Annotated in this window: 19 protein-coding genes; 14 read left to right on the forward strand and 5 right to left on the reverse strand. The window is 34.7% G+C overall.

Annotation, left to right across the window (positions count from 1 at the left end):
- Window positions 1–51: 51 nt before the first annotated feature.
- The 3 genes from P5P89_RS08305 (at window position 52) to P5P89_RS08315 (ending at window position 3730) form a co-directional block, all read left to right on the forward strand.
- On the forward strand, window positions 52–1605 hold the full coding sequence (locus P5P89_RS08305) for an SGNH/GDSL hydrolase family protein (RefSeq protein WP_278011510.1): 1554 nt from the start codon (window positions 52–54) through the stop codon (window positions 1603–1605).
- 236 nt (window positions 1606–1841) lie between these two features.
- Complete coding sequence (gene atpD / locus P5P89_RS08310) at window positions 1842–3353, forward strand: F0F1 ATP synthase subunit beta (protein ID WP_163396342.1); 1512 nt, start codon at window positions 1842–1844, stop codon at window positions 3351–3353.
- A gap of 95 nt (window positions 3354–3448) precedes the next feature.
- The gene (locus tag P5P89_RS08315; protein ID WP_278011511.1) at window positions 3449–3730 is read left to right on the forward strand and encodes a F0F1 ATP synthase subunit delta/epsilon; all 282 of its coding nucleotides are present in this window, start codon (window positions 3449–3451) and stop codon (window positions 3728–3730) included.
- Between the two features lie 65 nt (window positions 3731–3795).
- On the opposite strand, the gene P5P89_RS08320 is transcribed toward P5P89_RS08315, so the two are convergent.
- On the reverse strand, window positions 3796–4002 hold the full coding sequence (locus P5P89_RS08320) for a helix-turn-helix domain-containing protein (RefSeq protein WP_135222187.1): 207 nt from the start codon (window positions 4000–4002) through the stop codon (window positions 3796–3798).
- 1 nt (window position 4003) lies between these two features.
- Window positions 4004–4879, reverse strand: a complete 876-nt coding sequence (locus tag P5P89_RS08325) for a hypothetical protein (protein ID WP_278011512.1) — start codon at window positions 4877–4879, stop codon at window positions 4004–4006.
- 306 nt (window positions 4880–5185) lie between these two features.
- Here P5P89_RS08325 and P5P89_RS08330 point away from each other — a divergent pair, with 306 nt between their 5' ends.
- The 10 genes from P5P89_RS08330 (at window position 5186) to P5P89_RS08375 (ending at window position 13207) form a co-directional block, all read left to right on the forward strand.
- Window positions 5186–5824, forward strand: coding sequence for an NAD(P)-dependent oxidoreductase (locus P5P89_RS08330; protein ID WP_278011513.1), 639 nt, complete (start codon window positions 5186–5188; stop codon window positions 5822–5824).
- Window positions 5825–5899: 75 nt separating this feature from the next.
- The gene (locus tag P5P89_RS08335) at window positions 5900–7036 is read left to right on the forward strand and encodes an aminotransferase class I/II-fold pyridoxal phosphate-dependent enzyme (protein WP_278011514.1); all 1137 of its coding nucleotides are present in this window, start codon (window positions 5900–5902) and stop codon (window positions 7034–7036) included.
- 222 nt (window positions 7037–7258) lie between these two features.
- On the forward strand, window positions 7259–7456 hold the full coding sequence (locus P5P89_RS08340; protein ID WP_278011515.1) for a hypothetical protein: 198 nt from the start codon (window positions 7259–7261) through the stop codon (window positions 7454–7456).
- 35 nt (window positions 7457–7491) lie between these two features.
- Entirely contained in the window at window positions 7492–7689 is a 198-nt protein-coding gene (locus tag P5P89_RS08345; RefSeq protein WP_278011516.1) for a hypothetical protein, read from the forward strand.
- A gap of 87 nt (window positions 7690–7776) precedes the next feature.
- Complete coding sequence (locus P5P89_RS08350) at window positions 7777–8640, forward strand: TraB/GumN family protein (RefSeq protein WP_278011517.1); 864 nt, start codon at window positions 7777–7779, stop codon at window positions 8638–8640.
- A gap of 7 nt (window positions 8641–8647) precedes the next feature.
- Window positions 8648–9151 carry an RNA polymerase sigma factor gene (locus P5P89_RS08355; protein WP_035652894.1) on the forward strand — a complete coding sequence of 168 codons (504 nt, stop codon included), beginning with the start codon at window positions 8648–8650 and terminating at the stop codon, window positions 9149–9151.
- Window positions 9141–9758 (forward strand): hypothetical protein, encoded by a 618-nt coding sequence (locus P5P89_RS08360; protein WP_278011518.1) that lies wholly within the window; start codon window positions 9141–9143, stop codon window positions 9756–9758. Before P5P89_RS08355 ends, P5P89_RS08360 begins: the two co-directional genes overlap by 11 nt.
- Window positions 9759–9938: 180 nt before the next feature.
- Window positions 9939–10556 carry a dethiobiotin synthase gene (gene bioD / locus P5P89_RS08365; RefSeq protein ID WP_278011519.1) on the forward strand — a complete coding sequence of 206 codons (618 nt, stop codon included), beginning with the start codon at window positions 9939–9941 and terminating at the stop codon, window positions 10554–10556.
- 108 nt (window positions 10557–10664) lie between these two features.
- Window positions 10665–11936 carry an adenosylmethionine--8-amino-7-oxononanoate transaminase gene (bioA, locus tag P5P89_RS08370; protein WP_278011520.1) on the forward strand — a complete coding sequence of 424 codons (1272 nt, stop codon included), beginning with the start codon at window positions 10665–10667 and terminating at the stop codon, window positions 11934–11936.
- Window positions 11937–12037: 101 nt separating this feature from the next.
- Complete coding sequence (locus P5P89_RS08375) at window positions 12038–13207, forward strand: beta-ketoacyl synthase N-terminal-like domain-containing protein (protein ID WP_278011521.1); 1170 nt, start codon at window positions 12038–12040, stop codon at window positions 13205–13207.
- A 74-nt stretch (window positions 13208–13281) separates the two neighbouring features.
- On the opposite strand, the gene P5P89_RS08380 is transcribed toward P5P89_RS08375, so the two are convergent.
- Window positions 13282–14223 carry an OmpA family protein gene (locus tag P5P89_RS08380; RefSeq protein ID WP_223682777.1) on the reverse strand — a complete coding sequence of 314 codons (942 nt, stop codon included), beginning with the start codon at window positions 14221–14223 and terminating at the stop codon, window positions 13282–13284.
- 204 nt (window positions 14224–14427) lie between these two features.
- Window positions 14428–15189, reverse strand: a complete 762-nt coding sequence (locus P5P89_RS08385; RefSeq protein ID WP_278011522.1) for an exodeoxyribonuclease III — start codon at window positions 15187–15189, stop codon at window positions 14428–14430.
- A 114-nt stretch (window positions 15190–15303) separates the two neighbouring features.
- On the opposite strand from P5P89_RS08385, the gene P5P89_RS08390 reads away from it, so the two are divergent.
- Window positions 15304–17112 carry a GNAT family N-acyltransferase gene (locus P5P89_RS08390; protein ID WP_223682775.1) on the forward strand — a complete coding sequence of 603 codons (1809 nt, stop codon included), beginning with the start codon at window positions 15304–15306 and terminating at the stop codon, window positions 17110–17112.
- Between the two features lie 54 nt (window positions 17113–17166).
- Here the strand turns inward: P5P89_RS08390 and P5P89_RS08395 are convergent, their stop codons facing one another.
- On the reverse strand, window positions 17167–17448 hold the full coding sequence (locus P5P89_RS08395; RefSeq protein ID WP_278011523.1) for a TM2 domain-containing protein: 282 nt from the start codon (window positions 17446–17448) through the stop codon (window positions 17167–17169).
- Between the last annotated feature and the right edge of the window lies 1 nt (window position 17449).

Genomic DNA, 17449 nt, shown 5'->3' on the forward strand with positions numbered 1-17449 from the left:
ATTATTTTACTTGTCAAACTTTGGCAAGCAATAATTTAAAATATATAAATTATGATAAAAAATTTCAAATGGCTGTTATTGGTTTCTTTAGCCTTTGCAGCTTGTAATAGTGATGATGAAACTGTAAAAGAGAACAATTCATCTGATGGGTTACCCTTAACTTCCGGCTCTGCAGATTTTTCAAAATATGTCGCTCTGGGAGATTCTTTTGCAGCAGGTTTCAGCGACAATGCTCTTTTTATTAAAGGTCAGGAAGGGGCATATCCGAATATTATAGCACAACAATTTGCTTTAGTTGGAGGTGGAGAATTTAAAACCCCTTATGCAAATGATAATATAGGTGGATTATTATTAGGAGGAAATGTTATAACCGGAACTCGTTTTTATTTTAATACCACCGTAACACCAGAGCATCCTGCTTCAACGGTTGATCCAGTAAGCGGAGTGCCAACAACAGAAGTTACGGCACATTTGTCTGGAACATTTAATAATTTAGGAGTACCTGGTGCTAAAAGTTTTCATTTACTGGCGCCTGGTTACGGTAGTGTCGCAGGAATAACTGCGGGAACAGCAAATCCTTATTTTGCTCGTTTTGCTTCAAGTGCTACGACTACAGTTTTAGCAGATGCGTTAAGTCAGAATCCCACTTTCTTCTCTTTATGGATTGGAGGAAATGATGAATTAGGATATGCAACTGCTGGTGGAGATCCAGCGGTAAATCCTTTAACACCTCCTGCAACTTTTGATGCAGCCTATAAAGGTTTAGTTGCACAGCTTGTTGCCGGTGGAAGAAAAGGAGTTGTGGCTAATTTACCCGTTATTACAACTCTCCCTCATTTTCATGTTATTACTTATAATCAACTTACTCAAGCCAATTTAAGTTCTGGCGGAGTTAGTTTGGTCAATACTTTGAATACACAATTGTACGGACCGTTACATAACGCTTTGACCTTTTTAGGACAAGGAAGCAGAATAAATCTTTTGACTACAACAGGAAATAATCCGTTATTAATTGTAGATGAAACGTTACCTGATCTTTCAGCAAATTTAAAAGCAGTTTTAATGGGTGGAGGATTAGATGCTACTACTGCTACAGTTATGGGACAGATTTTTGGAAGAGCCAGACAAGCATTGCCTACAGATTTAATTTGTTTAGGAGCTTCTTCCAGAATTGGAAAAGCACCAACTGTTGCTGCTGACGGAATTGCTTCGCCATCGCCATCATTATCGCAATTGGGAGTTACGTTTCCTTTGCCAGACAGATATGTCTTACTTCCTTCTGAAGTGGCAGAAATTGGAGTTGCTACAGCGGCTTATAATGCTACTATAAAAGCAGCTGTTGAAGCAAATGGTTTGGCGATTGTTGATGCAGAATCAATTATGGCTGATTTAAACAAACCTAATGGGATTTCAATGAATAACTACACATTAAATGCAACATTTGTAACAGGTGGTATGTTTTCTTTAGACGGAATTCACCCTACTCCAAGAGGATATGCTTTTATTGCCAATAAATTTATCGAAGCAATTAATTTAAAATACGGTTCAAATTTAAAAGGTGTAGATATAGGCAACTACCAAGTTCTATTTCCAAAAACATTATAATAAAGCCAATTTTTTTAGTAGAAAAAGCCACTCGTTTTTATAATGCAGTGGTTTTTTTATTAATGTTTAATTTATATTATTATATATTTGAGTTTTCCGGTTTTAATAGTATAACAAAAAACTAAGTATTTTTATAAAAAAATTATTGATTTTATATTTTAAAAAATTATCTTTGCGCTCTGAAAAAAGAGGTATTTTCGATAAACCTAAATAGCTATTTAATAAACACATAAGTAATGTCAAAAGTAATAGGAAAAGTTGCTCAAATCATTGGACCAGTAGTTGACGTAGTTTTCAACGGTAAAGATGTTGAACTTCCAAAAATTTATGATTCGTTAGAAGTCACTAAAAAAGATGGAACATTATTAGTTCTAGAAGTACAATCTCACATTGGAGAAAACACTGTTCGTACAATCTCTATGGACTCAACAGACGGTTTGTCAAGAGGATATGAAGTAGTTGGAACAGGAAATCCAATCCAGATGCCAATCGGTCCGGATGTATACGGAAGATTATTTAATGTTGTTGGAGATGCCATCGATGGTTTAGGTGAATTACCTAAAACTGGAGAAAACGGTCTGCCTATTCACAGACAAGCTCCTAAATTTGAAGATTTATCAACTTCATCTGAAGTTTTATTTACAGGTATCAAAGTAATTGATTTGATCGAGCCTTACGCAAAAGGAGGTAAAATTGGATTGTTCGGTGGTGCAGGTGTTGGTAAAACAGTATTGATTCAGGAGTTGATCAACAATATCGCAAAAGGTCACGGTGGACTTTCAGTATTCGCTGGAGTAGGTGAAAGAACACGTGAAGGAAATGACTTGCTTCGTGAGATGTTAGAGTCAGGAATTATTAAATACGGTGATGATTTCATGCATTCTATGGAAAATGGAGGATGGGATTTATCTAAAGTAGATATGCCAGGAATGAGAGAATCTAAAGCTACTTTCGTTTTCGGACAAATGAATGAGCCACCTGGAGCTCGTGCACGTGTGGCCCTTTCAGGATTATCTATCGCTGAGTATTTCCGTGATGGAGCTGGATCAGACCAAGGAAAAGATGTATTATTCTTCGTTGATAATATCTTCCGTTTTACTCAAGCAGGTTCTGAGGTATCAGCACTTTTAGGACGTATGCCATCTGCGGTAGGTTACCAACCAACATTGGCAACTGAGATGGGTGCAATGCAAGAGCGTATTACATCTACAAACAAAGGATCTATTACATCTGTACAAGCGGTTTACGTTCCTGCGGATGACTTAACTGACCCGGCGCCGGCTACAACTTTCGCCCACTTAGATGCAACAACAGTATTGTCTCGTAAAATTGCTGAGTTAGGTATTTATCCAGCGGTTGACCCGTTAGATTCTACTTCAAGAATTTTGACTCCACATATCTTAGGAGATGAGCACTACAACTGTGCACAAAGAGTAAAAGAAATTCTTCAAAAATACAAACAATTACAAGATATCATCGCGATTCTTGGTATGGAGGAGTTATCTGAAGAAGATAAACTTTCTGTATCTAGAGCACGTCGTGTACAACGTTTCTTGTCTCAGCCATTCCACGTAGCAGAGCAATTTACAGGTATTCCAGGTGTATTAGTTGATATTAAGGATACTATAAAAGGATTTAACATGATTATCGATGGTGAATTAGATCACCTTCCAGAAGCAGCTTTCAACTTGAAAGGTTCTATTCAGGATGCAATCGAAGCTGGAGAGAAAATGTTAGCTGAAGCGTAATCAGGCAAAGCTTGATCAACATCAAAAATAAAATTCCAAATTCCAAAATTGGGATTTGGAATTTTTTTATAATTTGAAATTTTTAAAAAACAGTTATGATTTTAGAAATAGTATCACCAGAAGCAAAATTATTTTCAGGAGAAGTAACATCTGTTACATTGCCTGGAGTTGACGGAAGCTTTCAAATATTGAATCATCACGCTCCTATAGTTTCTATTCTAGAAAAAGGAACTATTAAAATTGCGGCTTCAAGCTTCAGTTTTTCTAAAGAAGTTGCAGGTAAATTCACGAAAGTAAATGACCAGACTTATACTTTGGAAATTAATTCGGGAACTATTGAGATGAAAGACAATAAAATTATTGTTTTAGCAGACTAAGACAATTTAAAATAATTTTAAAAAGCCAAACATTAATGTTTGGCTTTTTTTGTCGTCTTCTGTTTTTATTCTTTTACATATTCCATGATATCTCCTGGTTGGCATTCTAATATTTCGCAGATGGTTTCTAATGTTGAAATACGAATTGCTTTTGCTTTTCCTGTTTTTAATATAGAAAGATTAGCTGTAGTAATTCCAATTTTTTCTGCCAGTTCGTTTGAGCGCATTTTGCGTTTAGCGAGCATTACGTCTAAGTTGATGATAATTGGCATATTAAATAGTTAATTCGTTTTCTTCTTCTAGTGATCTTCCTCTTTCAATCAGTTTGGTTAGCAGCACCAAAATACTTCCTAAAAATACGGCATAAAATTCGACATCTATAGTTGGATTAAATGTAACTCTGATATTTTGGAAATAAGTATTCTGCAAAGATGCTAAAACTTGTGGTTCGATCAATATATAACCAAATAAATTAGCATCAAAGAAGCTGTAAATTATAGGGATTAATTGCGAGAACAGAAAAACATATCCTAATCCTTTAATGTAAGTTGAAAGAGGTTTTGAAAAATAAATTTCTTTAGCCAGTTCTCTTAAAATAAGCGCCAGAAAAATCATTTTCAGAATCAAAACAATACTGTTTAAATGTTCTCTTATTGCTAACATGGCGTTGGTAGAAGATTCGTTAGTCAATATTTTTAAATAAGCAGAATCTCCTTGAGGAGCATATCTTATGAATTTAAACCTTTTGGTTTGTTTGTGCAGATAATTTCCACTTCCATCAGCACCTACTGAAATACGATAATTGCTTTCAGAGCCAACATTGTAGACGTTTATAGCTTTTGCTATTTTGTTATCCTTTAGGTATGTGCTGCTGATCTGAGGATAAGAGTCCCCTGCATATACCCCAAAACCTCCTTGACTTTTTCTTATAGAATCAGGAATTTGCAAAGTGAGTGTGGCAGGTACATAATAGCCTTCGGAAGTTTTGCTTCCCATTGTATATGTTGAATTACCGCTTTTTACCACATATTGCCCATCTTTTCCAAAAAATTTTCCAGAAACGGCTGTTAGAAAAAAAAGACTGTAAACAATAATACCAAATATTACAGCAAAGTAAAGTAAAGATGCAAAATGCTTGACTGGATTCATAATAATTTAGATTTTAATTTATTGCAAACTTATAATTAATTATCTAAAAACAATAATTAATTATTAAAAAACGATTTTATCTTGGTTATATAATATTAAAAAAGAATTGATTCATAATATTTATTGGCAATTTGGACTTTGCATCATTAGAATTTAATTGATTAAAAGTATTATTGTGTATTTTTGAATTATTAAAATCTGTTTATAAAATATTGATTCATCATAAAAGCGTAGTAAGCTTTTATTCTTTCGCTTTATCACAATGATAAAGTGCAATTATTTATGTCAAATTTTATAAAGAGTATCATGATAAATATAAAAAAAGTTGCCGTATTAGGCGGAGGCGGCAAAACTGGAAAATATCTTGTAAACCAGTTGTTAGAAAAAGAAATTAATGTAAAAGTTCTTTTAAGAAACCCGGAAACCTTTACAATTCAAAATTCAAAAGTCGAAATTATTGAGGGTGATGCCATCAACGAAAGCAATATAAGATCTTTACTTGAGGATTGCGATGCTGTAGTTAGCACTATCGGACAACGACCAGGTGAACCCATGGTTGCAAGTAATGCAACTAAAAATGTTCTAAAGATTATGACTGACCTTACTATTCAGCGATATGTTTTGCTGGCAGGTATCAATATCGATACCCCTTTTGATAAAAAGGAAGAAAAAACTATAGCTGCAACTGACTGGATGAAAACCAATTATCCTGAAATTCAGCAAGACCGTCAACTTACCTACAATTTATTAACTGAAAGTGATGTAAACTGGACATTGGTTCGTGTCCCGTTTATTGAATTTACTGATACCAGTTCCGAAATTATTGTAAATCTTGAAGACTGTCCGGGAGATAAAATCAGCTCTTTTGACATTGCTAGCTTTATGGTTCAGGAAATGATTGAGGAAAAATTCGTTAGAAAATCGCCTTTTATAACGAATATTTAAAAATCAGATTTGCAATGGCGGGTGATTGATCCCGCTGTTGTTTTAATCTAAGTTCAATTTCATAACTTTGCTTTTATGAAATTACCTGAAAATCTTATTCAAAAGCTTGAAACCCGAAAGCAAAACAACGCGTTAAGACAATTACCTAGTTTTAATAACCGTGTTGATTTTTCTTCAAATGATTATATCGGATTTTCAAGGTCTGAAACCATTTTCAAACAGGCACATCATTATTTGATTGAAAATGATATAATTCAGAATGGAGCTACAGGTTCGCGACTACTTTCCGGAAATCATTATCTATATCAAATTACAGAGACACTTATAAAAGAATTTCATGAAGCAGAATCAGCTTTAATTTTTAATTCGGGTTATGATGCCAACCTTGGTTTTTTTAGCGCTGTACCGCAGCGAAATGATGTTATTTTATATGATGAATTATGTCATGCTTCAATTCGCGATGGAATTTCTATATCAAATGCTAAATCTTACAAATTCAGCCATAATGATTTTGAAGATTTAGAGCGGTTAATTTTAAAATTTCCTGAGACAAATATTTATATTGTTACTGAAACTGTTTTTTCAATGGATGGCGACTGTCCAAACCTGGAAGAATTAGCAGAACTTACAGAAAAACACAATTGTTATCTGATAGTTGATGAAGCACACTCTCTTGGTATTTTTGGTCATAAAGGAGAAGGCATAATACAATCCCTAAATTTGCACAACAGAATTTTTGCCCGAATAGTGACTTTCGGAAAAGGGCTGGGATGTCACGGTGCTGTCGTTTTAGGAAATTCAGAACTTAAAGAATATTTAATAAACTTCGCCAGAAGCTTTATTTATACAACAGGTTTGTCTCCGCATGCTGTTGCTACAATCTTGATTGCGTACCAGCATTTAGAAGTAGAAAAAGAAGCGATTGAAAAATTACGTCAAAATATTATTTTCTTTAATCAACAGAAAAATTTATTGGGCTTAAAGCCAATGTTTGTTCGGAGCAAATCGGCTATTCAATCGGCTATTGTTCCCGGGAATGAAAAAGTGAAGCAAGTGGCACAGCAACTTCAAGATAAGGGATTTGATGTAAAAGCAATTCTTTCGCCTACAGTTCCGGAAGGTCAGGAACGACTTCGTTTTTGTATTCATAGTTATAATACGCAAGAAGAAATTAGTCAAGTTTTAGAATTTCTTAGAGATTTGATCTTTTAGTTATTTCACAGAGATACGCAAAAGAAACACAAAGATTCACAAAGCTAATTTTGAGAATCTTTGTGTTTTTTTCTTTGTGAATCTCTGTGTGATAAAAAAATATTCTCTTCTGAAGTGCTATGTTTCCTCACTTTCTGAAAAATTTAAAAAAAAATATTTTTTTTTGTAACGTTTTGATTGTTTGTTCACTTACGAGTCGTAATCAAATAAATCAAAATAATTATGAAAACCACATCAACTTCTGTTAGCGAAAAAAAATCAGCTTACATATTTATCTTTTTAACCTCTTTGGGACTTGGATATGTTTTAGCAAATCAATTTATTTTTGGTAAACCAGACAACGGTTCGCTTGTGTCAATGGCGTGTTTATTTGTTGTGTCGATTGCTTCTTGGCTTCGAAAAAAGTACACTAAAAAATAACAGGATCTCAATAATCAATCATTAATCAAACAATTATGAAAACAAATTCAATTTCAAAAGGTGAAAAAATATTAAACTTAGTATTTATTCAACTATCGTCTGCAGGACTAGCTTATTCTCTTGTAAACCAATTTATTTTAGACAAACCAAATAAGGATTTACTTCTTGTCATGCTATGTTTCTTTTTTGCTTCGTTAGCTTCTTGGCAACGAAAAAAATACAGAAAACAATAGGCAATTCCGATCATCAATCAAATCAACCGCAATCATCAACCGCAATCTTAATCATCAATCAATAATCAACTTAAATCAATCAAAAAAATGAAAAATCTAATCAAATCAGTAGTTGCAATAATCACACTAATTTTTAGTTCAGCTGTTCAGGCACAAACAAAAGCTCCAAAACTTGAAAATTCACTTTTATGGGAAATCTCAGGAAATGGATTGTCTAAGCCTTCTTATCTGTACGGAACGGTTCACATGATATGTTCAGATGATTATTTTCTTTCTGATAAAGCAAAAAAAGCATTTGATGCATCAAATAAGTTGGTGCTCGAAATAAACTTAACAGATCCTAAAGAAGTCGCAGAGATGCAGGAAGTGTCAAAGAAAACAGAACCGATCACCAAAAAGTTAAATGCACCACAATTGGCTAAACTCGAAGATATTTTAAAGAAATCTACTGGTTTAAGTATATCTCAGATTGATAATTATGGTTTGACAGGGGCAATGTCATTAGTGTCAATGAAAAATTATGGTTGTAAAGATTTAAAGCAATATGAAATGGAGTTTTTGACAAGGGCCAAACAGAACAGCATGCAAATTGGAGGTTTAGAAACGGTAAAATCTCAGTTACTGGCAATTGACGGCGCTTATACAAATGATGAAATGATTGTGTTTTTGAAAGAGTTTGATGCAGATGTAACTGCAAAATTTGTAAAAGCATATAAAGAGGAAAATGTAAATGATTTGTTTGCAATTCTAACAGACAAAAAAATGGCAAGTGAAAGCACTAATAAAGCTATATTAGATGACAGAAATAAGAACTGGGTAAAAGAAATGCCTCAAATGATGAAGAATGAAAGTGTTTTTTTCGCGGTGGACTCAGCGCATTTGGGAGGAGAGTTTGGAGTAATTAATTTATTAAGAAAAGCAGGATATAGTGTAAAACCAGTAATGAATTAAAACTATTTTGAAAGAGAAAGAACAAGAGTTTTTAAATCGGATAGAAAGCCATAAAGGAATTCTGTACAAAGTTTCAAAAATGTACATGGACAATTATGACGATCAGCAGGATTTGTTTCAAGAAATCGTCTGCCAGCTTTGGAAATCCTATGATACATTTAGAAACGAAAGCCAGTTTTCGACTTGGATGTATAGAGTGGCAGTCAATACGGCAATCGTTTTTCTTAGAAAAGAAAAACGAAAAGTGGACAAATATGAAATCGCTTCGGAGAATATTAAAGATGATGAAGGCGATTCACATATTAAAGAAAGCCAGCTGGATCATTTTTATAAAGCAGTTCAAAAATTGGAAAAAATTGACAAGGCCATTATTTTCTATCAGTTAGAAGGTTTTTCTCATAAGGAAATTGGCGAAAATCTTGGGATTTCAGAAGGAAATGCAAGAGTGAAATTAAACAGAGCAAAAGAAAAATTAAAAGAAATAATTAAAAATCAAGGATATGGATTTTAACGATATACAAAACGCATGGAATAATGAAAAGACTGATAATGTCGTTCTTCCAGATAATTTAGAAAAAATAAAATCGGCCAATACACCATTAGGCAAGATCAGAAGAAATTTGAGAAATGATTTGATTGGCCAGACAATATGTGTAGTTATATTAGGAGCGATACCTTACATGTACGAATTTCCTGAAAAATGGATTGCGCCTTTTTACTTGCTTTTCAGTATCTTTTTAGCCGTTTGCATTTACTATTTGGCTAAGTTGTATTTCTTTTATAAAAGGTTAAATAATATAACCTTAAAAACCAGAGACAGTCTTTATGAAACTTATTTCGACATAAGGCTGAATATGGAATTGTACAAAACGTTCGGCTTTGCATTAACACCATTTTTAGTATTGTTTTTGCTTGGTTATATATATGAGAAACTTTCAATGAAACCTGGTGGATTTCAAATAGAGCATTTTAGTAATGGACAATTGATGAGTGTTTTTTTCATAGTTGCCTTTTGTATTTTATTTATGGGATTATCTGTGGACTGGACAGTGAAATGCTTTTACGGAAAATATGCGAAAGAAATTAAAAAGTTAATCGACGAATTAAAAGAAGAATAGAATTGAACCCATCATAATCGATGGGTTTGTTGTTTTTATTGGTATTTTTGCGGGGAATATTATTTCGCAGAGATTCAAAAAGGAAGACACAAAGCAACACGAAGAATAAATTATTTTGCGAATCGGTGCATTTTCTTAGTGAATCTCTGCGAAATGACAATCTCTGCGAAACAACAATCTATGAAAATATTTATTACAGGAATCTCAACCGATGTTGGTAAAACTGTAGCTTCGACAATTGTAGTTGAAGCTTTAGAAGCCGATTATTGGAAACCTATACAAGCCGGAGATTTAGACAATTCCGATAGTCATAAAATAAAAACGCGAATTTCTAATTCAAAAACAAAAATCTTCGAAAACAGTTACCAATTAAACACCCCAGCGAGTCCGCATTTTGCTGCTGAAATTGACGGAATTGAAATTGATCTAAAAGAAATTCAGGAACCAAAAACTGAAAACCACCTGATAATTGAAGGTGCAGGAGGAATTTTTGTTCCGCTAAACGAAAAAGATACCATAGCAGATTTGATCCAGCCAGATTATAAAGTGATCATAGTTTCAAGACATTATCTGGGAAGCATTAATCATACGCTATTGACTATTGAAGCAATTCAAAACAGAGGATTTCAAGTTCATGGAATTATCTTTAGCGGAAGCGAAAATCAATCAACTGAAAGCCTGATTCTGAATAAAACCGGAATTAAATGCATTGGAAGAATTGACGAAGAACCCTATTTTGACCAAAATGTAATTCGCGAATATGCTGACTTGTTTAGAGAAAATCTATTAAAGTTATAGAGCAAAGAATATAGAATATAGAGTAAAGAAAATAGACTTTCTTATCTTTGTCTAAAATTATATTGTGTAGTTTTTATTCTATACTCTATTTTCTATATTCTTAAAAAAATGACTTTAACAGAAAAAGACAGCCAATATCTCTGGCATCCTTATACACAGCACAAAACTTCGCAAACCCCTATTGCTATTTCCAGAGGCGAAGGCGCCTTGCTTTGGGACGAAAACGATAAAGAATATATAGATGCTATTGCATCATGGTGGGTAAATCCGTTTGGACACAGTAACAAATTTATTGCCAATGCGATTTACAAACAGCTCATAACTTTAGAACATGTTCTATTTGGTGGTTTTACACACGAACCTGCCATAAAAGTGGCTGAAAAATTGATGGAAATTTTGCCGAAGAAACAACAGAAAATTTTCTTTTCAGACAATGGTTCCACCGCAGTTGAAGTTGCCATTAAAGTAGCCTTGCAGTATTTCTACAATAAAGGCGAAAAACGAACTACCATAATTGCTTTTGAAAATGCGTTTCACGGGGATACATTTGCAGCGATGGCAGCAAGTGGAATCTCTTTCTACACTCAGGCTTTTCAGGGGATGTTTATAGATGTTGTCCGGATTCCGGTTCCGGTGAAAGGTCAGGAACAAGTAAGTTTTGAGGCGCTGGAAAATGTAATTCAGCATCATCATTGTGCCGGATTTATTTTTGAACCTTTGGTTCAGGGAGCGGCCGGAATGGTGATGTACGAGCCGGAATCTTTGGCAAAACTGATTGCAATTTGCAAAGAAAATAAAGTCCTAACCATTGCCGATGAAGTCATGACAGGTTTTGGCAAAACCGGAAAAAACTTCGCAATGGATTATGTCGATGAAGATCCGGACATGATTTGTTTGTCTAAAGCTTTAACAGGAGGAACAATTCCGATGGCGATTACGACTTTTACGCAGGATATTTTTGATGCTTTTTATGATGACGATATCAATAAAGCCTTATTTCATGGACATACATTTACGGCTAATCCAACAGGCTGTGCAGCAGCATTGGCGAGTATCGATTTACTTCAGACTGAAGAAATGCAGGCTAATATTAACAGAATCAATAAAAGTCATTTAGAATTTCAGAAGAAAATCCAAAGCCACCCAAAAGTAATTACAGCCAGAACATTAGGCGTTATTTTCGCCGTTGAAATAAAATCAGTTACTGAAGAAAGTTATTATGGCTCTATGCGCACCAAATTGTATAATTTCTTTATTGACAAAGGAGTTATTTTGCGCCCTGTGGGAAATATCGTTTATATCTTACCCCCTTACATCATGACAGACGAACAGCTTCAAAAGGTATATGCTACAATTGAAGCAGCGATAGAGATGGTGTAATTTTTGAAAAGCTTTGCGAACTTTATGAGTATTTATTTTAAACCTTCTGTAAACTTTTGCGACCTTTGTGGTTAAAATGCAACAAGCATAAAAACAATATTTTGAATACTACTAAAATCTGCATAACAGCGTTTTCATCTATTTCTTCATTAGGAAATAATGCTGAAGAAGTCTGGAAAAAATACCTTAACGATCAGCATTGCTTTTCGCAGCAATTCTTAGATCAGCAGGAAACTTCTGTAGCAGCACTTGAAGCTGATTCCAAACAAATTATAGATGAAGTTCGGGAATCAGATTCTAAGTATAAATTTCTGGATGATTCTGTTTTGTTTGCTCTAGCTGCTTCGCGAAAAGCTGTTAAGCAGGCAGGCTGGAAATCAGGAGATACATTCGGAATCAACATAGGCTCTTCACGCGGGGCAACCGATTTATTCGAAAAACATTATAAAGAATATGTCGACACTGGAAAAGCGCAGACTCTCGCCTCGCCTACCACGACTTTAGGAAATATTTCTTCCTGGATTGCACACGATTTGCAAAGTACAGGTCCTGAAATTTCGCATTCCATAACGTGCTCTACGGCCCTTCATGCAATTTTAAATGGTGTTGCATGGCTCAAATCAGGAATGGCAGATAAGTTTTTAGTTGGCGGAAGTGAAGCCCCCTTAACCGATTTTACGATTGCTCAGATGCGGGCTTTAAAAATATATTCGCGTCTTGATCAAAATGAAGAAGCATGGCCTAACCTGGCTTTTGATTTTGAAAAAACACAAAACACCATGATTTTGGGTGAAGCAGCCGGAGTTTGCTGTATGGAAGCTGGCAAAGCAGAAAATGCAATAGCGTACATAACAGGTGTTGGATATGCAACTGAAATCCTCGAGCATAATATTTCGATTTCTGCAGAAGCGGACTGCTTTCAGAAATCGATGAAAATGGCTTTAAAAGAAACTGATTTAAAAGATATAGACGTAATTGTCATGCATGCTCCCGGAACCATAAAAGGCGATTTAACAGAACTGCGTGCAATCGAAAAAGTATTCGGAGAAAATGTACCATTGTTGACTACCAACAAATGGAAAATCGGTCACACTTTTGGCGCTTCAGGAATTTTAAGTTTAGAACTGGCTCTTTTAATGATACAACATGACAAGTTTATCAATGTCCCGTTTACAAAAGCTCAAAATCAGACCAAATCCATAAAAAAGGTGCTAATCAATGCCGTTGGTTTTGGAGGAAATGCAGTGAGTATTTTGATTGAAAAAGCATAAACTTATAAAATCATTTCAATAAAAAAAGGCTCAAAGTTAAAACTCTGAGCCTTTTGAATGTTATAGTATTCAGCTTAGTTGATGCTGTTTAGCATGTCGGCAATTTCATCTAATCTTGGTGTTAAGATGATTTCGATTCGACGGTTTTTAGCTTTTCCTTCAGGAGTAGCATTACTTGCTAAAGGAGAAAATTCGCTACGCCCTGCAGCAGTTAATTTTTGTTTATTGATTTTAGCATTTTCACTTAAAATAGCTACAATAGCAGTCGCTCTTTTAGTAGATAAATCCCAGTTGTTTGCGATTGGTCCTGAACCTGCATAAGGATCATCATCAGTATGTCCTTCAATCAAAACAGAAAGATCAGGGTTGTCGCCCAATACTTTTCCTAACTCTACAACCGCTTTTCTGCCTTCAGAACCCACTGCCCAGCTTCCTGAATTGAAAAGTAATTTGTTTTCCATGGAAACATACACTTTTCCGTTTTTCTGCTCTACTGTAAGTCCTTTCCCTTCGAAACCATTTAAAGCTTTAGATAATGTTTCTTTTAGCTTTCTCATTGCCTCTTCTTTTGCAGCAATCATAGCTTCAAGTTCATTCAGACGACTTGCGGTTTTATCTAAACGAGCCTGCTCTTCAGCCAGTTTTTTTGATTTAGCTTCTAATTCAGCCAGCAAATCACGGTTTTTATTCATGTTTTTCTCTAACGCATCGTTACTATTTTTCTCCAGTGCATTATAAGAATCCTGTAAAACTTTGAATTTATTCTGTGCCGCGGCAAGATCAGCTTTTTGTTTTGCTAAATCATCTTTTGCACTTGCTAAGTCCTTCGTTAATTTATCACGGTCTAATTCTAACTGACTTTTTGCTTTTTTTAATTCGCTGTTTTCATCAGCAATAGAACGGTTTTCTTTTTTTAAGTCTGAATATTTTGTTTCAAGGTCGTTGTAGATTTTTTTGGAAACACAAGACGTTGAAAGTGCCAGAACAAGCAATCCAAGTGAGGCTTTTTTAATCATTTTTATGGTATTTATAATTAGGTTATTATTCTTTAAATGTGCTTTTTACCGTGATGTCTTAGCCCTGATTGAAACGTAAATCCTTTGTAGTTTTTCTTTAAAACCACAAAGATTGCAGTGGAAAGCAGGAATTAGCTCCTTAAACTTTACTAACCAATCATTGAACTTAGAACCCGCCTTTGTGTAACAATAACAATACCAGAATTACTCGATTTCGACTAAAACCGGACAATGATCTGAATGTATGGCATCCGGAAGAATAACGGCACGTCTCAACCTATGCTCTAAAGGCTGGCTTACCAGATTGTAATCGATACGCCAGCCTTTGTTATTTCCTCTGGCTCCTGCGCGGTAACTCCACCACGTATAATGATGCGGATCTTTGTTGAAATGGCGGAAACTATCGATAAAACCGGATTTCATAAATCCGTCAAGCCAGGCGCGTTCCTGAGGTAAAAATCCTGAAACGGTTTTGTTTCGAACCGGATCGTGAATATCAATCGCTTCGTGACAAATATTGTAATCTCCGCAAATTATGATATTAGGAATGGTTAATTTTAACTCATTTATGTAGTTTTGAAAATCATCCATAAACATAAATTTATGGTCTAATCTTTCGATATTCGTTCCTGATGGCAGATACAGGCTCATTACAGACACATCATCAAAATCGGCACGCAGATTACGGCCTTCAAAATCCATGTGTTGAATTCCGGTTCCGTAAACAACCTGATTAGGTTCTATTTTAGATAAAATGGCTACACCACTATATCCCTTTTTAGTTGCCGGATAATAATATTGATAGGGATAGCCTGCAGCTGTAATCTCTTCTGTTGGAATTTGCTCTTGTGTAGCCTTAATTTCCTGAAGACAAATTACATCAGGATTGGCCTGCTGAAGCCAGTTAATAAAGCCTTTTGAAATAGCAGCGCGTATTCCGTTTACGTTATAAGAAATAATTTTCATTGGATTTTTTTAGAATTTCAAAAGTAATAAAAATGCTGAAAGTTTACATAACAAACGCTAAAAGTAGAGTTTTTTGTTATCTTTGTTCGCTGTTCTAATAAATTAAAAAAGTACATGGGTTTAGTTACCGCGAAAGAAGTTGCAAAGGCAATAAATGTTGACAAGTACGGAGTTTTCGGTACTTTTTCAGGCTGGATTCTCATGAAGGTTCTTAAAATATCCACCCTCAATAAAATTTACGATCACAATAAACATTTAGAAGATGTTGCTTTTTTAAACGGTATTTTGGATGAGATGGAGATCAAATTCGAAATTCCTGAAGAAGATTTAAAGCGTCTGCCTAAAGATGGTGCTTACATTACGATTTCAAATCATCCGCTTGGAGGAATTGATGGTATTTTACTTTTGAAACTGATGCTTGAAAGAGAGCCTAATTTCAAGATTATCGCCAACTTCTTATTACACAGAATTATCCCGATGAAAAAATACATTATGCCGGTTAATCCTTTTGAAAATCATAAGGATGCAAAATCGAGTGTAATAGGCATTAAAGAAACTTTACGTCATTTAAGCGACGGAAAACCTTTGGGAATTTTCCCTGCCGGCGAAGTTTCGACTTACAAAGACGGAAAACTCGTAGTTGACAAACCATGGGAAGAAGGCGCTATCAAACTGATCCGAAAAGCAAAAGTTCCGGTTGTACCGATTTATTTTCATGCTAAGAACAGTAAATTATTCTATTGGCTTTCTAAAATTGATGATACTTTACGTACAGCAAAATTACCATCAGAACTTCTTACACAAAAAGACCGTGTAATAAAGGTTCGTATTGGAAAACCAATTTCGGTAAACGAACAAAATGAAATCGAATCGTTCGAAGAATACTCTGAGTTTTTAAGAAAGAAAACTTACATGCTGGCTAATCCTTTCGAAAAGGAACATAAATTACTGGATACATCTAATTTAAAAATTACGAAAGCGCCTAAAAAGATTGTTACTGCTGCTAATGAAGCAAAAATGATTGATGAAGTTCAGGCTTTAAGAAATAGTGACTGTCGTTTATTGCAAAGTAAAAATTATGAGGTCTTTTTTGCCACAGCAAAATCAATTCCGAATATTTTACATGAAATTGGACGTTTACGTGAAATTACTTTCCGTGAGGTTGGCGAAGGAACGAATGAATCTATCGACTTAGACCAGTTTGACCAGTATTATCATCACATGTTTTTATGGGATGAGGATACTAAAAAAATTGCCGGCGCCTACCGAATGGGATTAGGTTCTGAAATTTATCCAAAATATGGGCTCGAAGGTTTTTATCTTAATGACCTTTTTAGATTTGAACCTGAACTGCACGACATGATGCATAATTCCATAGAAATGGGCCGTGCTTTTATCATCAAAGATTATCAGCAAAAACCGATGCCTCTATTTTTATTGTGGAAAGGAATTATTCATACGACCTTGCGTTACCCAGAACACAAATATTTGCTGGGCGGAGTAAGCATCAGTAACCAGTTCTCTGACTTCTCAAAATCGTTAATGATTGAGTTTATGAAGTCCAATTACTATGATCCGTATATCGCGCAGTATATCCATCCGAAAAAGGCTTATAAGGTAAAGCTGAAAGATGCTGACAAAGACTTTATTTTTGATGAAGCGGAATCAGACCTGAATAAATTTGACAAAATTATTGATGAACTGGAACCTGGAAATTTACGTTTACCTGTTCTGATTAAAAAGTACATCAAACAAAATGCACGTGTAGTGGCATTTAATGTAGATCCTCTGTTCAATAACGCTGTAGACGGCTTAATGTACATAAGGATTGCAGATATTCCGGAAAGTACAATGAAACCAGTTATCGAAGAGTTTCAGATCGAACTGGAACGAAAATTATCTGAAAAAGAAGATATTAGCTAAGAAAAACCTATAAAAAAGAAAACCCATTTCGCTTGAAATGGGTTTTTTTATATTTTAGAACCAGCCTTTTTTACCAACCTGATAGGTCTGATAAAAGTCTTCGTCTGTTTTAGTCAGGTAGATAATTCCTTCAACGAAACCAATTAAGCTTCCCATTCCACAAGTAACTAAAGTTACTACTAATTGAATTATTCCTTCCTGTGTATAGCCTAAAACGAATTTATGCACACCAAATCCTCCTAATACGATACCAAGGACTCCTGCTAGAACTTTTTTATTTTCTTCTCTACGAGCTGGAGGATTATTCCAGTCTTCTGTTGGTCTTTTAGTTTCCATT

It is taken from the genome of Flavobacterium gyeonganense (assembly GCF_029625295.1).
Classification (GTDB): domain Bacteria; phylum Bacteroidota; class Bacteroidia; order Flavobacteriales; family Flavobacteriaceae; genus Flavobacterium; species Flavobacterium gyeonganense.

Coding starts and splice junctions, on each gene's coding strand:
- P5P89_RS08305 (WP_278011510.1), top strand. CDS start 52: ATGATAAAAAATTTCAAATGGCTGTTATTGGTTTCTTTAGCCTTTGCA.
- atpD (WP_163396342.1), top strand. CDS start 1,842: ATGTCAAAAGTAATAGGAAAAGTTGCTCAAATCATTGGACCAGTAGTT.
- P5P89_RS08315 (WP_278011511.1), top strand. CDS start 3,449: ATGATTTTAGAAATAGTATCACCAGAAGCAAAATTATTTTCAGGAGAA.
- P5P89_RS08320 (WP_135222187.1), bottom strand. CDS start 4,002: ATGCCAATTATCATCAACTTAGACGTAATGCTCGCTAAACGCAAAATG.
- P5P89_RS08325 (WP_278011512.1), bottom strand. CDS start 4,879: ATGAATCCAGTCAAGCATTTTGCATCTTTACTTTACTTTGCTGTAATA.
- P5P89_RS08330 (WP_278011513.1), top strand. CDS start 5,186: ATGATAAATATAAAAAAAGTTGCCGTATTAGGCGGAGGCGGCAAAACT.
- P5P89_RS08335 (WP_278011514.1), top strand. CDS start 5,900: ATGAAATTACCTGAAAATCTTATTCAAAAGCTTGAAACCCGAAAGCAA.
- P5P89_RS08340 (WP_278011515.1), top strand. CDS start 7,259: ATGAAAACCACATCAACTTCTGTTAGCGAAAAAAAATCAGCTTACATA.
- P5P89_RS08345 (WP_278011516.1), top strand. CDS start 7,492: ATGAAAACAAATTCAATTTCAAAAGGTGAAAAAATATTAAACTTAGTA.
- P5P89_RS08350 (WP_278011517.1), top strand. CDS start 7,777: ATGAAAAATCTAATCAAATCAGTAGTTGCAATAATCACACTAATTTTT.
- P5P89_RS08360 (WP_278011518.1), top strand. CDS start 9,141: ATGGATTTTAACGATATACAAAACGCATGGAATAATGAAAAGACTGAT.
- bioD (WP_278011519.1), top strand. CDS start 9,939: ATGAAAATATTTATTACAGGAATCTCAACCGATGTTGGTAAAACTGTA.
- bioA (WP_278011520.1), top strand. CDS start 10,665: ATGACTTTAACAGAAAAAGACAGCCAATATCTCTGGCATCCTTATACA.
- P5P89_RS08380 (WP_223682777.1), bottom strand. CDS start 14,223: ATGATTAAAAAAGCCTCACTTGGATTGCTTGTTCTGGCACTTTCAACG.
- P5P89_RS08385 (WP_278011522.1), bottom strand. CDS start 15,189: ATGAAAATTATTTCTTATAACGTAAACGGAATACGCGCTGCTATTTCA.
- P5P89_RS08390 (WP_223682775.1), top strand. CDS start 15,304: ATGGGTTTAGTTACCGCGAAAGAAGTTGCAAAGGCAATAAATGTTGAC.
- P5P89_RS08395 (WP_278011523.1), bottom strand. CDS start 17,448: ATGGAAACTAAAAGACCAACAGAAGACTGGAATAATCCTCCAGCTCGT.